The organism is Pelobacter propionicus DSM 2379 (assembly GCF_000015045.1).
Classification (GTDB): Bacteria; Desulfobacterota; Desulfuromonadia; order Geobacterales; family Pseudopelobacteraceae; genus Pseudopelobacter; species Pseudopelobacter propionicus.
Genome location: NC_008609.1, coordinates 3,508,730 through 3,523,360 on the forward strand (window position 1 = coordinate 3,508,730; position 14,631 = coordinate 3,523,360).

13 protein-coding genes are annotated in these 14,631 nt (G+C 62.3%); 5 read left to right on the forward strand and 8 right to left on the reverse strand.

From position 1 onward, the window contains the following. The first annotated feature begins 376 nt into the window (after window positions 1-376). Window positions 377-1,657 carry a L,D-transpeptidase family protein gene (locus PPRO_RS15895; protein WP_049759769.1) on the forward strand — a complete coding sequence of 427 codons (1,281 nt, stop codon included), beginning with the start codon at window positions 377-379 and terminating at the stop codon, window positions 1,655-1,657. Window positions 1,658-1,764: 107 nt separating this feature from the next. Here the strand turns inward: PPRO_RS15895 and PPRO_RS15900 are convergent, their stop codons facing one another. From PPRO_RS15900 to PPRO_RS15935, 8 genes are all read right to left on the reverse strand, one after another. Beyond that, window positions 1,765-4,086 (reverse strand): penicillin-binding protein 1A, encoded by a 2,322-nt coding sequence (locus PPRO_RS15900; protein ID WP_011737007.1) that lies wholly within the window; start codon window positions 4,084-4,086, stop codon window positions 1,765-1,767. 179 nt (window positions 4,087-4,265) lie between these two features. Next, complete coding sequence (locus tag PPRO_RS15905) at window positions 4,266-5,222, reverse strand: RluA family pseudouridine synthase (protein ID WP_041532380.1); 957 nt, start codon at window positions 5,220-5,222, stop codon at window positions 4,266-4,268. Between the two features lie 259 nt (window positions 5,223-5,481). Continuing rightward, window positions 5,482-5,745 (reverse strand): hypothetical protein, encoded by a 264-nt coding sequence (locus PPRO_RS15910; protein WP_011737009.1) that lies wholly within the window; start codon window positions 5,743-5,745, stop codon window positions 5,482-5,484. 46 nt (window positions 5,746-5,791) lie between these two features. Beyond that, entirely contained in the window at window positions 5,792-7,216 is a 1,425-nt protein-coding gene (locus tag PPRO_RS15915) for a Do family serine endopeptidase (RefSeq protein ID WP_011737010.1), read from the reverse strand. Between the two features lie 143 nt (window positions 7,217-7,359). After that, window positions 7,360-8,622, reverse strand: coding sequence for a M48 family metallopeptidase (locus tag PPRO_RS15920; protein WP_011737011.1), 1,263 nt, complete (start codon window positions 8,620-8,622; stop codon window positions 7,360-7,362). Window positions 8,623-8,677: 55 nt separating this feature from the next. After that, the gene (gene elbB / locus PPRO_RS15925; RefSeq protein WP_011737012.1) at window positions 8,678-9,334 is read right to left on the reverse strand and encodes an isoprenoid biosynthesis glyoxalase ElbB; all 657 of its coding nucleotides are present in this window, start codon (window positions 9,332-9,334) and stop codon (window positions 8,678-8,680) included. 129 nt (window positions 9,335-9,463) lie between these two features. Further along, a complete protein-coding gene (locus PPRO_RS15930; protein ID WP_011737013.1) occupies window positions 9,464-10,369 on the reverse strand; it encodes an NAD(P)H-binding protein in 906 nt (301 codons plus the stop codon). Between the two features lie 107 nt (window positions 10,370-10,476). Beyond that, entirely contained in the window at window positions 10,477-12,033 is a 1,557-nt protein-coding gene (locus PPRO_RS15935; protein ID WP_011737014.1) for a SulP family inorganic anion transporter, read from the reverse strand. Between the two features lie 320 nt (window positions 12,034-12,353). On the opposite strand from PPRO_RS15935, the gene PPRO_RS15940 reads away from it, so the two are divergent. The 4 genes from PPRO_RS15940 to PPRO_RS20640 all read left to right on the forward strand — a co-directional run bounded on the left by PPRO_RS15940 (window position 12,354) and on the right by PPRO_RS20640 (window position 14,601). Beyond that, window positions 12,354-13,016, forward strand: a complete 663-nt coding sequence (locus PPRO_RS15940) for an HAD hydrolase-like protein (RefSeq protein ID WP_011737015.1) — start codon at window positions 12,354-12,356, stop codon at window positions 13,014-13,016. A 128-nt stretch (window positions 13,017-13,144) separates the two neighbouring features. Further along, on the forward strand, window positions 13,145-13,453 hold the full coding sequence (locus tag PPRO_RS15945) for a hypothetical protein (protein WP_011737016.1): 309 nt from the start codon (window positions 13,145-13,147) through the stop codon (window positions 13,451-13,453). A gap of 50 nt (window positions 13,454-13,503) precedes the next feature. Beyond that, window positions 13,504-14,016: a cupin domain-containing protein gene (locus PPRO_RS15950; protein WP_011737017.1), complete on the forward strand. Its 513-nt coding sequence runs from the start codon at window positions 13,504-13,506 to the stop codon at window positions 14,014-14,016. Window positions 14,017-14,019: 3 nt separating this feature from the next. Continuing rightward, window positions 14,020-14,601: a hypothetical protein gene (locus PPRO_RS20640; RefSeq protein WP_011737018.1), complete on the forward strand. Its 582-nt coding sequence runs from the start codon at window positions 14,020-14,022 to the stop codon at window positions 14,599-14,601. The last annotated feature ends 30 nt before the right edge of the window (window positions 14,602-14,631 follow it).

Sequence of the window (14,631 nt, forward strand, 5' to 3'; positions counted from 1 at the left end):
CAGTCACTCATCCTTGCCGTTTAAATCTCAGCCCCGACACAAACCGCACAAAAAAGAAATGCGGTTTCAGCGATCACAAAAAAACAAAGAAAACACCAGCCAAAAAGCGGAAACAGTAATACACATTATCAACGGACAAGTCAAGCAACTATTAAAAAGCAGTACCCTTTCCGACACAAACCGCACTCACAAAACAACCAATCCACACGGTGAAACAACTACACAGGGGGAGGGAGAGACTGTGCCGGTACCCGCTGGCCATGGCCCATGCGCCGTGACGGACAGATGCGGGCAACATGAATTCACGCTCGAAGGAACGCGGCATGAAATATCCTGTTGCCTTGTTTCCGCGACTTCATGTAGATATGCTTCCACCATGATCTCCAACCAAACATTGACCACATTCCGGCTCAGGGGGGCGCGACTCCTTGCCGTAGCAGGAACAGCCATCCTGTTTTCGGTTACGCCCTGCAACGCGGATTCCCGTGAAAACGCACGCACGGCGCTATCCACCCTGCAGCGGGCCGCCATTTCCCCGGAACGATCCGGAGAACTCGCCAGCATCACGGAGTCATTCACAACTGCCGAGGAGTATCAGCAGAGCAATAACCGCGACATGGCAGAGCGCTACTATCTGCTCTGCATCCAGAAGAGCCGAGTTCTGTTCTCTTCCCTGGCAGAGCGGGGACAGAAGAACGCCCCTTTACCCCCGCCTGACCAACCTCCCGCCCAGGCAGACGACAAGCAGCTTTCTTCTCCAGAGCCCACCGGTCAAGCCGCCGCTGAAGCAGATGCGAACAGGCCGGCGGAAAACGATTTCATCCCGGACAGCACCGTATCCAAACACCTCGTCGGCCGCACGTCACTCTACACCGTCAGGAAGCACGATACGCTCAGGCTGATCTCCTCCAAACTGGGCGTGAGCCAGCAGCACCTGATCAGGATGAACAGGCTTGCGTCGGCAACGACAGTCAAACCTGGGCAAAAGTTGAAATACAACAACCGCAAGATCATTCCCCGCCGCATGTCCCATGGCATTGTCATCAATATCCCCGATCGCACCCTGTACTACTTCAAGGAGGGGAAGCTGACCACGTCCCTCCCCGTTGCGCTCGGGCAGCCCCAGAAGGGAGCAACCTACGACTGGATGACGCCCACCGGAAAATTCAGGGTCGTGGCCAAGCAAACGGATCCCACCTGGTACGTACCGCGCTCGATCCGCTCGGAGATGGAGGCCAGGGGAAAGGACGTAAAAACCGTCGTCCCCCCCGGCCCCCGCAACCCGCTGGGAAAATACGCCATAAAAACCTCCCTGCCCGGCATCCTGATTCACAGCACCACCAGGCCGGGCTCGATCTACCGCTTTGCCAGCCACGGCTGCATCAGGGTTTATCCGGAGCAGATGAAGGATTTTTTCAACGAGGTCAGGGTGAATACGCCGGGCGAGATCATCTACCAGCCGGTCAAGCTGGCGGTCACCGAAGAGGGGCGAGTGTTTCTGGAGGTGCACCACGATGCCTACGGCAGGGGGGTGGAGTTGCATGCGTTGGCACGGCAACTGATCGAGCGACGGAATATCGCCGACCTAGTGGACTGGAACAAGGTGGAATCGGTGGTCAAGCGCAGGGAGGGACTGGCCGAGGATGTGAGCCTCTGAGACGCGGCCGCGCACCGACCGGTATGCCACGAACAGAAACGGGCGCCCTTTCGTGGGCGCCCGTTTTGCTTTCTTACTCCGGATCCAGACAGAGGGGACGCGGAGCCTCAGTCACCGTCATAGCTGGACGGTTCGGCGCCCTTGACGAAGCACTCCATGATGGCGCCCGGCGTTCCCTCCCGGGCAAGCCTGCCGGTGCGCGGGTTTATCAGCACGAAGGTGACATTCTCCGGAGCCTCAAAATCCTCCACTGGCAACTCGGACACCGCCTTCTGCATGAATTCCGCCCAGATGGGGGCGGCTGCCTGACCGCCCGACCCTCCCGCCCCCAGGGAGCGCTCCTGGTCATAGCCAACCCAGACCCCGGCCGCCAGTTGGGGGACATAGCCGACGAACCAGGCATCCTTGGAGTCATTGGTGGTGCCGGTTTTACCGGCCACCGGCCGGCCGACGATGGACGCGCGGTGCCCGGTCCCGCTGGACACCACGCTCTGCATCAGGTTGGTGATAACGTAGGCGTTCTCGGGTGACAGGATCGGAGTCGCCACCGGAACCGAATCCTGCTGCTGGAGCACCACGCCGTCATTGTCCGTCACCTTGGTGATCACCGACCTGGGCAGGGAGACCCCCTTGTTGGCAAAGACAGCGTAGGCGGATGTCAACTCCAGGGGAGAGACCGAGGCTGCTCCCAGTGCCAGGGCCAGGTTAGCGGAAATGGGGCTGGTAAAACCGAACTTCCTGGCATAGTCGGCGGCATAGGAGGCGCCGATCTGATCCATGATCTTGACGCTGACGATGTTGATGGAATTGGTCAGGGCCTCGCGCATGGTTACCGGCCCCCTGAAGGTGCCATCGTAGTTCTTCGGCTTCCAGATGCCACCGGAACCGTCCGGATATTCAACCTCCACGTCCTCGATCACCGTGGCCGGCGTAAAGCCCTTGTCCAGGGCGGCAGCGTAGATGATCGGCTTGAAGGCCGAACCGGCATTACGCCTGGACTGCATGGCCCGGTTGAACTGGCTCTTCCTGAAGTCATAGCCGCCGACCATGGCCTTGATACCGCCGCTGCGGGGATCAATGGCCACCAGGGCCGCCTGCACATCGGGAGTCTGGTCCAGGCTGAACTGGGCACCCTGCTTGTCGATCTCCGGCGAAACCACCGCCACATCGATCACCGAACCGAGACAGAGGGATTTACGCCCCTTGCGGGGCTGGTCATAGCCGTTGACCAGAGCCAGTCGGCCAGCCCAAGCCATGTTCTTTCTACTGAGAATCCCCGTGCGTTCCCCCACCCTGACCCTGGCCTCTCCCCTGGCCGGGTTCACGCCCACCACCACCCCCTGGTAGGTCTCGCCGGTCTTGAGCACGGCCGAATCGATCCCCGCCTCCACATTGGCGCAGAAAGCATCCACCTCGTCCGCCTGGAGATACTTCTGCGGCCCGCGGAACCCCTGGCGTTTGTCCACCGCCTTGAGGCCGGCCCGCAGGCTCTCGTAGGCGGCACGCTGCATGGCAGCATTCATGGTGGTGTAGATTTTCAGCCCCCCCTTGTAGAGCTGGTCCTCGCCATAGCGTTCCTCCAGCTGGATACGCAGGTATTCCAGGAAGTAGGCCGACTGTTCATTGTTGACCTTCTTCATGGGATGGATGGAGAGCGGGGTGTTCCGGGCATGTTCCGCCTCGGCTGGCGTGATGTAGGCCTCTTTGACCATCCGGTCCAGGACGTAGGCTTGGCGTTCCCGGGCTTTTTCCAGATGCTTGATGGGCGAATAGGCGTTGGGCGACTTGGGCAGACCGGCCAGCATGGCCATCTCGGCCAGGTTGAGATGATCAACATCTTTTCCGAAATAGGTCTCGGCCGCGGCCTGCACGCCATAGGCCCCCGCACCCATATAGATCTGATTGAGGTAAATATAGAGGATTTCGTCCTTGGTGAGCTTCTCCTCCATGCGCTTGGCCAGGATGGCTTCCTTGATCTTGCGGGAGAACTTCTTCTCGGAGGTCAGCAGCATGGACTTGGTCACCTGCTGGGTGATGGTGGAGGCGCCCTCCTTTTTACGCATGGAGAGGACGTTCTTGAACGCGGCGCGCAGGATGCCGAAGTAATCGATCCCCCGGTGGGAATAGAAGCTGGCATCTTCGGCGGCCACAAAGGCCTGGATCAGCTTGCGCGGCATCCGGTCCACCGGGACTACGATGCGCCGTTCCAGATAGAACTCACCCACCAGGCTGCCATCGTCGCCGAACACCTGTGACACGATGGGCGGTTTATAGTCGGCCAGGCGGTCGACCCTGGGAAGGCGGGAAAGCAGATAAAACAGATACCCGCCCGCCCCCAGGGCGGATATGACGGCCAAGGTGGCGACACACAGCAGGACCACCTTGAGCAGGCCCTTCCCGCCGCCGGATGACGGCGCTCTTCTCTCCATGTTCATATCCTCTCGTGTTCCCGCGGCACTGTTTCAGTGCCTGCATGGGAACCTTCCGGCACTCGTTGCCCGGGAAAAATAGCGCAGACCGGCGGACGAATTCAAGCAGAATACGATTTCGCCCCCTCCGCCTGCCAGGGACAATGGCCAGGAACTGGCACGGGGCAAGCCGAAAAGGGCTACAGGGGCGACCCCTCCAGGTATTCCAGCAGGGCGGCCATGTCCGCCGGCATATCAACGGAAAACTCCAGGTAGTTGCCGCTGGCAGGGTGGATAAACCCCAGGGTGCGGGCATGCAGCGCCTGCCTGGCCAGGGTCGTGATCAGTTTGCGCAACCTGGGGTCGGTTAGGTTGTTGAAGCGCCCGCCGTCGGGGTAGAGCGGGTCGCCCAGCAGCGGAAAGCCGGCCTCGCTCATATGCACCCGGATCTGGTGGGTCCGGCCGGTCTCCAGCCGCAGCTCCATCAGGCAAATTCGGCCGTAGCGACCGCGCACCCGCCAGCGGGTGACGGCATGCTTCCCCTGCCGCGCCAGGCCCGAGCGCCGCAGCCGGTCCGTGGGATGGCGGCCGATCTGCCCCTCCAGCCTCCCCGAGTCCTGTTGCGGGCTGCCGTAGACCAAAGCCTGATAGATGCGCTTGATGGAGTGCACGCTGAACTGGGCCGACAGCGCCTGGTGGCTGCGGTCGTTCTTGGCGACCACCATCACCCCGGATGTCCCCTTGTCCAGACGGTGCACGATGCCGGGGCGCAGTTCCCCACCAATGCCGGAGAGATCCGTGCAGTGGGCCAGCAGGGCATTCACCAGCGTGCCGGAGCTGTTGCCCGGCCCCGGATGCACCACCATGCCGGCCGGCTTGTTGATCACGATCAGATCCCCGTCCTCGTAGAGCACTTCCAGCGGTATGGATTCGGGCAGCGGCCTGGCAGCAACCGGTTCCGGCAGCTGTATCGAGATGGATTCGCCCCCCTTGAGCTTGAGCGAGGGGCGCACCTCTCTGCCGTCAACCATGATGTTGCCGGATTCGATCAGGCGCTGAATGGTGGAGCGGGTCTCGCTGGCCAACTGGCTACTGAGAAACAGGTCTAGCCTGACCGGCTCGGAATCCACGGGGAATACCAGGTTCATTACATCCATCCTCTCTGTCTCGAATCAGCACGATACGCCCCCCGGGCAGTGGAGGCACGCATCGCGCTACAAGGAAAAAACTGTCACATCTGGCGGAAAAAGGGAGAAACACGTTTGCCCCCGCCTGGAGGGGAGTGTTTTTTCGCCTGCCGCACCTGCCATTCCGGACACCACGGAAGAGGAGCCCCCCACCTGGTGTTGAACAGAAAAGGCGCACCCCACGCAGAGGTGCGCCCCTATCCATGTGCCGCGGGAATCGTTGCCCCGGCTACCAGATGGACGATTCGATCTTGCCGGCCCGCTTGATCAGCACGTCCACCACCGCCAGATCAAAGATCTGCTCCGGCTTCAGGTCGGAAGAAACCCGCGAGAAGAAGTGCTGTCGTCCCTCCTCCAGCTGTTCCTGAAGCGTTTCAAAAATATCGTCGTTCTTGATGCCGCTCTCCACCTTCTCCTTGTTGTAGATGGCAACATCGGAGATGATGGCTCTCGCAAGGCGCTTGGCCTGTTCAGGATTGTCGATCAAGTTCATGGCTGCTCTTTCCTTGTGCGAAATTAGTGATGCACGGCTGCTTGCACTATCTGCTCTTCAGGGCGAAATAGATGCTTGAATCGCCCCGACGGACAAGAATGATCAGGGTCCCCCCCTGGGCCTGGCGAATCGCCTTCTGGTACTCGGCTGTAGTGGCAATCCGTTTGCGGTTGATGGAGACGATCAGGTCTCCGGGGCGGATGCCCACATCGGCGGCACTACCGCCATTGATCACATCGGCCACCACCACGCCTGCGCCATCCATATCCTCCACCACCAGCCCCAGCGGATCGGCCTGGACCTGGTGCCGCTCGCCGCCAGCGCCTCTCCTGGCCTGGGCTGCCGACTCGGCCGCCACGAGCGTCATGCTCAGCTCCAGCGACCTGCCGTTGCGGAACAGGGTAACCCTGACCGGCCTGCCGATGCCCGCCTCGGCCACCAGGCGCTGAAGCTGGGCGGGGTCCTTGACCTCGGTGCCGTTAAAGGCGGTGATGATGTCCCCCTGGCGCAGCCCCCCCTTGTCGGCTGGGCTGCCCGCCACGACCCCGCTGATCAGAGCGCCCTTGGCCTGGTGCAATCCGAAGGACCGCCCCAACTCTTCGGTGACCGGCTGGATGGTCACCCCCATCCACCCCCGGCTGACACTCCCCTTGTTGATCAACTGGGTGAAGATCGGCTTGGCCATGGCCACCGGTATGGCGAAACCGATCCCCTGTCCGGCGGCCACGATGGCGGTATTGATGCCGATCACCTCGCCATGGACGTTCAAGAGCGGCCCCCCCGAGTTGCCCGGGTTAATGGAGGCGTCGGTCTGGATGAAATTCTCGTAGGTCTCGATACCCACGTTGGAGCGTCCGGTGGCGGAGATGACGCCGACGGTCATGGTGCGGTCCAGGCCAAAGGGGTTGCCGATGGCAACGGCCCACTGCCCCACCTCCAGCTTGTCGGAATCACCCAGCACGGCAACGGGAAGATCGCCGGCATTGATCTTGATCACGGCAATGTCGGTCTTCTGGTCGCTGCCCACTACCCTGGCGTCGTAGACCTTGTCGTTGGAGAGCTTCACCTGGATGCTCTCGGCGTCGCGCACCACATGCTCATTGGTGACGATGTAGCCATCCCTGCTGATGATGAAACCAGAACCGAGGCTCTTGTTCTGACGGTACTGGGGGCCGCCGAAGAAGTCCTCGAACAGAGGCGACATCTGGAAGAAAGGCTGGACAGCCATCTTCTTGCCGACGGTGGAGACGTTGACGACGCAGGGAGTGACCTTCTTCGCGACCTGACTGAAGGCCTTCTGGGTGGCCAGCATATCTGCCGGCACATCCTTGACCGGGGCCTCGGCCTCCCCCCCCTTGCGCTTGGACTCATAGAAGAGCGGCCCGTCACCATCGCCGGAACAGCCGGCAAGAGCGGAAACCATCAGGGAGCAGATGACGATGCGGAGTACGGTTCGTAGAAAAAGCTTCATGTTCTCGGGACCGGAATGGGGAAGTGGCGCAGCTTAAACCAGCTGAAAGATTAGCCAAACTCCACGGTTATGTCAACGGATATAATCCCGGCACAGACCCGGGGGAGCCCCCCGGAAAGCCGAGGACCGTGGCTGGCGTCCGTTCAGGACTGGCGCCGAGAGGATTCCGTCATCTCCCGCAGCGTCCGCACTCGCTCCACTGCCGGTGGATGGGAGTAGTAAAACCAGGCATACAGGGGGTGGGGGAACAGGTTGGAGAGATTCTCCACCGACAGCTTGACCATGGCCGAGGCCAGGTCGTGCGGCTTTCCGGTCAGATCGGCGGCAAAGCGGTCCGCCTCCCGTTCGTGTCGGCGCGAATACCAGGCGCTGAGAGGCTCAAACGGGAACAGCGCCAGCGACGCCAGGAAGCCGACCACGACCATTCTGGCCGGCAGCGAAATGGATAGGGGCAACCCCAGCAGACCGGGCAATCCCGGCCAGTTCAGCAGCTGAAAGAAGAGCCATGATCCGGCCAGCGCCATCAGTTCCGCCCAGAGCAGGCGCTTCCACACATGCCCCTTCTTCCAGTGGCCGATCTCGTGGGCCAGGACCGCCACGATCTCGCCATGACTCATCTGCCGGATCAGGGTGTCGTAGAGCACGATGCGCTTCACCTTACCGATGCCGGTGAAATAGGCGTTGGAGTGCCTGCTACGTTTCGAGGCATCCATCTGCATCACCCGCCCCACCTTCAGCCCCGCCTTCTCCATCAGGCTGCGGATCTCGTCCTCCAGCCCCTCTTCCGTTACCGGCTCGAACGTATTGAACAGCGGTTCGACCACATAGGGGGAGATGAGCATCATGAACAGGCTGAAAACGGCCATGAAACCCCAGACCCATACCCACCAGCGGCCGGGGCTCCACTGGATCAGCCAGAAGACAGCACCCAGCAGAAACACCAGCAGCAGCGTGCCGATGGCCTGGGACTTGAGGAAATCCACCAGCCAGAGCCGCGGGGTGGTGGTGTTGAAACCGTAGCGGGCCTCGATGCGGAAGGTTCCGTAGAGGTCGAAGGGGATGTCCAGCACCGCCTGTCCCCATACCATGGCCACGAAAAAGAAAATGCCGTGGGTCATGAGCAGGGGGGTCAGGCCGGCCACGAAACCATCCAGCAGCGTCAGCAGGCCGCCGAACAGGAAGAGGATCAGCAGCAGGTTGTTGAAGAGCGACTCCCACAGCCCCAGGCGGCTGGAGTCAAGGGTGTAGGAAGTGCTGGAGCGGAGTTTCTCTTCGTCGATGGCCCCCTCGAACCCAGGGGGAACGGCCATGCCGTGGCGCTTGAGATGCTCCAGGTTGATGTGGCGCAACCAGTAGGCAAAGGCGGTCTCGACAACGAAGAGAATGAGCAGGGCGAACGTAGTCAATGGCTGTTCCCGTGAGCAGGGCCGCCACGGTCTGGCGGCCCCTTCCTCCGCTGTTCTAGGAGATCATGTTGACGATATCGTTCACACACTTGCCGATACCCTCGTGCACCTGGGAGATGCGGTTGGCCAGCATGTAGGCCGGGGTGGTGACGATCATCTTCTCGCAGTCGACGATGACGCCGGTCACCGGGCACTCCTGGTGCACGGCCCCGGTCTTGCTTATCTCGGCTGCGGTTCCGGCGTCGTTGCCGATGGTGACGCTGGGGGCCAGCTCCTTGCCCAGGACGGCCGCGATCACCACCGGGGCGATACAGATGGCGCCGATGGGCTTTCTGGCAGCCGCCATCTCCTTCAGCAGGCGGGCAACCTGGGGGTTTACCGTCGCGGCGGCCCCCTTGACGGCAAAGTCGCACAGGTTCTTGGCCGCCCCGAATCCGCCCGGCAGGATCACCGCATCCAGGTCGGTCGCCTTGACATCCTTGATGTCGCGGATGTTGCCGCGGGCGATGCGTGCCGACTCCACCAGCACGTTGCGCATGGCGCCGGTCTCCTGCATGGTCAGGTGATCGGTCTCGGGGAACTCCACGTTGGGTGCCATGCAGACCGCCTCGGCACCGCACCTGTCTATGGCCAGCAGGGTCAGGACCGCCTCGTGGATCTCGCTGCCGTCGCGTACGCCGCAGCCGGAAAGGATAACGCCAATCTTTTTCATGTCAGATGCCTCCTTGTGAGCAGTTGAATCAGCCCGCCATCAGCGGCGGGCGGTGGTGAGAAAAACCGTGTAACCGAAACAGCCCCCTCCCCCTGAAAGGGAAGGGACGTGAAACCGAATGTTGCGCCCCTACGACTTCAACTCCGCCAGCGCCCTGGCCACAGCCTTGTCATAGGTGGTGAGCGGGATCGCCAGAATCTGGCGGATTGCGTTCTCGCGGCAAACGACCTCGTTCTTCAACCCCTCGATGAGCGGCATGGAGACCGACGGCGGCACCGGGGTTATCAGGGCGACCCAGTAGGACGACAGCTTGGGGGTCAGCACCGGCACCGCCAGGATGTACAGCCGCTTCCCCAGGATGCGGGCGAAGCGCTCCATCATCTCCCGGTAGGTCAGCACCTCCGGACCGCCGATGTCAAAGGTCTTGCCGGCGGTCCGTTCGTCCTCCAGGCAGCCGGTGAGATAGGCGATCACGTCGTCCACGGCGATGGGCTGGCAGCGGGTCGTCACCCAGCGCGGCGTGATCATCACCGGCAGGCGCTTCACCAGATAATGCACCATCTCGAAGGATGCACCGGAGGCGCCGATGATCACCGCTGCCCTGAGAAAGGTGGTGGCAAACGTTCCCTTGGCCAGGATCCGGGCCACCTCCAGGCGGCTCCTCAGGTGTTCGGACAGCTCGTCACCGGTCTCGCCCAACCCTCCCAGGTAGATCACCCGCCGCACCCCGGCCCGACTGGCCGCTTCCACGAAATTTTCGGCCGCCGTGCGATCGCGCTGTTCGAAGCCGCTCCTGCCGGCGGTCATGGAGTGCACCAGGTAATAGGCGGTGTCGATTCCCGCCAGGGCGGCGTCAAGGGTCATAGGCTCCAGCATGTCGCCCCGCACCTGCTCCGCCTCCCGGGGAAGGTCTGGAGCATCCCTGCGCAGCATGCAGCGCACGCTGTACCCCTGTCGCACCAGCGCCACTGTCAGCCGCCTGCCGATGAAGCCGGTCGCGCCGGTAACCAGAATTTTCCCCGTTGTTTTTTTCATAGAAGACAAGTGTGCCATACCCCCAAGGGATGACAAGGATACGGATGAATCCGGCATACCGGACAGGCACCCATGAGCAGACGGACTTCTGACGCTATTCCGATGCGTTACCCGCGACCGGCCTGCCATGCTTTTTGCCTGCCCCTGCCTGCATCCAGGAGGGCAAAGGTCAGGGCCATGAGGAGGTACCCGGCTGCCAGATGCCAGACCAGGGGCGATGGCGGCTGCAGCGGCGAGAAGAGCGCGCCGCTGGGGAGCGGCGAATGGATGGCGCCACACAGGGTAAGCAGGGCGCAGACCAGCAGATACCCGGCCGCCCGGCCGGGACAATGGTCCAGCACATGGGCGAAGGCCGCCCCCCACAAGAGCGAGGTGACGATGAAGCCGTTGCCCAGGACCGTGGTGGCGGTGTAGCTGACCAGCAGCTCGCCGGACAAATCGGAGACGCTCTTCCCCAATCCGGACAAGAGCTGGTTGAACTGGATGGAGACCAGGCAGGCCACCACCGGGATGAAGGAGATGGCAACGGCCCGGAAATGCTGGCGCGGCGTGGCCTCGAAGGCCTGGGCCATGATCTCGATGCCGATGAAGATCAGGATCGGCGCCACGGCAGCCTCGGGAAGGAGCCCCACGAAGAAGGAGAGGTAGCCGCACACCGCCCCCAGGCCGATGAAGAGCGCCGTGGCAATGGTGTAGCCGGCCCGTCCCCCCATCTCCTTGTAGGCCGGGTGGCCGATGTAAGGGCAGGACTGGATCACCCCGCCGCACATGCCGGCCACAAGGGTGGCGAATCCCTCCACCAGCAGGATGTCGCGGGTGTTGTAGTCGTCGCCGGCCACCGCCGCGCTCTCGGTCACATCCACCCCGCCCACCACCGTGGCCAGGGCAAAGGGGATAGCCAGCGGCAGGTAGGTCAGTCCGCGGGTCATGCCGGCCAGGAATTCAAACGTGGGGAGCGGCAGGTGGAAGGCCAGTTCCGGCGGGGGAGGCAGAGCCTCCATCCCGTGGGGAAGCAGGCCGAAGGCGCCCAGCAGGTAGTGGGCGACAACGCCGCAGAGGATGCCGGCCAGGGCGCCGGGCAGGCGCAGGGGCAGCCTGAAGCGGGCCAAAAGCGAGATGAAGACGATCCCCAGTGAGAGGAAGCCGACCACCGGCGAGGCGAACAGCTTGAGGAACGGCAGGTAGGCGATGAGCAAAAGCGCCACCGCAGCGATGCTCCCCAGCAGGCCGGCCCGGGGGATCAATCGCCGCAGGAGAGGTCCAAAGAAGGAGGCAACTATCTTGAAGAGCCCCATCATGACGATCACCGCCATGCCTACCTGCCAGGTCAGGAGGGGATCCTTCGTGGCCAGGTAGCAGGGGCCGATGACGCCGAAGGCCATGCCGAAGGAAGAGGGGGTATCCAGCCCCAGGGGCATGGCGGTCACGTCGTCTCGCCCGCTGCGCTTGGCCAGGCGCCAGGCCATCCAGGAGTAGAGCAGGTCCCCGGCCAGCACCCCCATGGCGCTTCCCGGCAGCATCCTGCCCAGCACCAGGTCGCGTGGCATGCCGAAGACGCCGGTAAGGATGGCCGCCATGATCACCAGGTCGCTGAGATTGTCCAGCATCAGGCCGAAGAAGGCGTTGATGTCACCGATGGCGAACAGGCGGGGTGTGTAGGGCACGGGCGGTTCCTCCGGAAGTGGGGGAAACGTGCCATAGGGGAGGCGTGAATGCAATATAAAATCGGGCAGATGATGGGGCAACTACATGAGGCTATGCCAAGCATCGAAAGTATGCTATGGCTTGAGCGTCCCACAGGGGCGGAAGACAGCAGAGAACAGCCATGCCGTGTCAATGACTCAGATGCTTGAAGATGAGGCAGCAAAGAAAACAAATATGTAGAGGAGCATCTGCGGGTCAGACTGGACATTTGGACATTTGGACATTCGCTGACAAATGCCCACCTGCCCCCTTTGTACTCCCTGGATTTGGAACAGAGAACATGACCATCACCACCATCCTCTTCGACCTCGACGGAACACTCACCGACCCGAAGGCCGGGATAACCGGCTGCATCCGGTTTTCCCTGGAAAGGCTCGGCCTGACCCCGCCGCACGAAGACCATCTCACCTGGTGCATCGGCCCGCCCCTCAGGGACTCCTTCTCGCGCCTGATGAACACCAGCGACGACGCGCTCCTTGACCAGGCCCTGGCCCTTTACCGGGAACGTTACTCTCACACCGGCATGTATGAGAACGAACTCTACCCGGAGAGCATCCCCGCCCTGGAGAAAGCCAGGGACGCGGGACTGCGCATCTTTCTGGCCACAGCCAAACCCAGGGTCTTCGCCGTGCCGATTCTCGACCACTTCGACCTCACCCAATTCTTCCATGGCGTGCACGGCAGCGAACTGGACGGCCGCTTCACAAACAAGGGGGAATTGATCGCCCATATCCTCCACACCGAGAATCTAGACCCGAGAACGACGCTGATGGTCGGCGACCGCTGCCACGACATATTGGGCGGCAGGGGTAATGGTATACTGACGGCAGCGGTCACCTACGGCTATGGCAGCCGCGAAGAGATCGAGGAAGCGGCACCGGACATGGTCTTCGACGCGCTCCCGGAACTGACCGCGTTCCTGGAATCAAGGGCGCTGCCGTAACGGTAGCCGGCACAAAACAGATTGCCGTATTCGCGTCAGTTGCCAAAAATGCTCCAACTCCGCTTCGAGTTGTACCTTTCATCCGGCTGCGGCTGGTGTCCGCAGAGAGTTTTCAAGGGGCAGCATCAATGCACCTGATCCAGATCCTCCTGCCGTTGTACGACAACGGCGGCAACCCCTTTCCCCAACGGGACTACAGCCGTGTGCGGGACGAACTGACCGAGCGTTTCGGTGGCATCACCGCCTACCTCCGCTCGCCGGCCGAGGGGCTCTGGCGGGAGACCCCCTCTCAGACCATCCGCGACGAGATCGTGATCTACGAGATCATGAGCGACACCCTGGAGCGGGAGTGGTGGCAGACCTACCGGAAGGAACTGGCCAGACGCTTCCGCCAGGAGATGCTGATCATGCGGGCGCTGGAGATACAACTGCTGTAGCGTCCATTCTTTCAGGTCCACAGAGAACAATCAGGGAGATGGAAGTCCCCATGAGCCCACACAATTCACACCATGACGCCCCGTTCTGGATCGAAACCCTCGCTCTTACCCGCCACCCGGAAGGGGGCTGGTTCCGGGAGACCTACCGCTCGGCCGAAACCATCCCCGCCCCTGCCCTGCCGGAGCGCTTCGGGGGGGCACGCTGCTTCGCCACCGCCATTCTGTTCCTGCTGCAGCGGGGGGAGATATCGGCCCTGCACCGCATCCAGTCCGACGAGATCTGGCATTTCCATGAGGGAGCCGCGCTCTGGGTGCACATGATCACCCCCGAGGGGGAACAACGCCGGATTCTGCTCGGCCGCGATGCGGAAAAGGGGGAGCTTTTCCAGGCCGTTGTCCCGGCAGGTTGCTGGTTCGGCGCAGAGACCCTGGGCGACTTCTCCCTGGTGGGATGCACCGTGGCGCCCGGATTTGACTTCGCCGACTTCCAGATGGCCGATCGGCAGGAGCTGTCAGGCCGCTATCCCCGGCACACGGCGCTGATCCAGCGGCTGACCAGATAGACCATGTTCCGCTCCCGGCCACAGACGATCGCCTGCCAGCAGGTGCTGGAGGAAGACTCCTCAGTCTTCTCCATCCAGTGGAGCGTCTTTTCCCCTGACATCGCCCGCGGCCTCACCCCCCGGACCATCCAGCAGCGCTACCTGGAATACATCCGCTCCTGCACCCTGACCCTGATCCGGCCGACAACCACGCCGGCAGGAGTGGAATTCCGCCTGCTCAACAGCGCCATCAGCCTGATCAGCTTCCTCCCTCAGGATGACTCCCACGAGGGGCTGTCGATGCTGCGCATCCGCGGCGGCGTACTGGTCCAGCCCCACCAGTGCCACCGGGGCGAACTGCGCTTCGGTGTGGAAGACACCCCCGAGGGGATCAGGGTCTCCCTGCTCCTGTGCGACTTCTGTCCGCTGATCCTGGGCGGCCCCTCCCCTTCCCCTGTGCGCTTCTGGCTCTACCGCCTGACCCAGGCGCTGATCCACCGCCTGGTCACGGTGCGCTTCCTGACCCTGCTCTACCGCGACCTGGCCGGTTCGCAGGCTCCGGTGCGACTGGTCAGGAGCCAGGTCAGAGAGGGACGTCCCCTGTAATCGTTTACTCTTTTGAATTGTGGCCAAAAA

Coding starts and splice junctions, on each gene's coding strand:
- elbB (WP_011737012.1), bottom strand. CDS start 9,334: ATGAAAAAGATTGGCGTTATCCTTTCCGGCTGCGGCGTACGCGACGGC.
- PPRO_RS15900 (WP_011737007.1), bottom strand. CDS start 4,086: ATGGAGAGAAGAGCGCCGTCATCCGGCGGCGGGAAGGGCCTGCTCAAG.
- PPRO_RS15950 (WP_011737017.1), top strand. CDS start 13,504: ATGAGCCCACACAATTCACACCATGACGCCCCGTTCTGGATCGAAACC.
- PPRO_RS15940 (WP_011737015.1), top strand. CDS start 12,354: ATGACCATCACCACCATCCTCTTCGACCTCGACGGAACACTCACCGAC.
- PPRO_RS15945 (WP_011737016.1), top strand. CDS start 13,145: ATGCACCTGATCCAGATCCTCCTGCCGTTGTACGACAACGGCGGCAAC.
- PPRO_RS15915 (WP_011737010.1), bottom strand. CDS start 7,216: ATGAAGCTTTTTCTACGAACCGTACTCCGCATCGTCATCTGCTCCCTG.
- PPRO_RS15930 (WP_011737013.1), bottom strand. CDS start 10,369: ATGAAAAAAACAACGGGGAAAATTCTGGTTACCGGCGCGACCGGCTTC.
- PPRO_RS15895 (WP_049759769.1), top strand. CDS start 377: ATGATCTCCAACCAAACATTGACCACATTCCGGCTCAGGGGGGCGCGA.
- PPRO_RS15905 (WP_041532380.1), bottom strand. CDS start 5,222: ATGGATGTAATGAACCTGGTATTCCCCGTGGATTCCGAGCCGGTCAGG.
- PPRO_RS20640 (WP_011737018.1), top strand. CDS start 14,020: ATGTTCCGCTCCCGGCCACAGACGATCGCCTGCCAGCAGGTGCTGGAG.
- PPRO_RS15910 (WP_011737009.1), bottom strand. CDS start 5,745: ATGAACTTGATCGACAATCCTGAACAGGCCAAGCGCCTTGCGAGAGCC.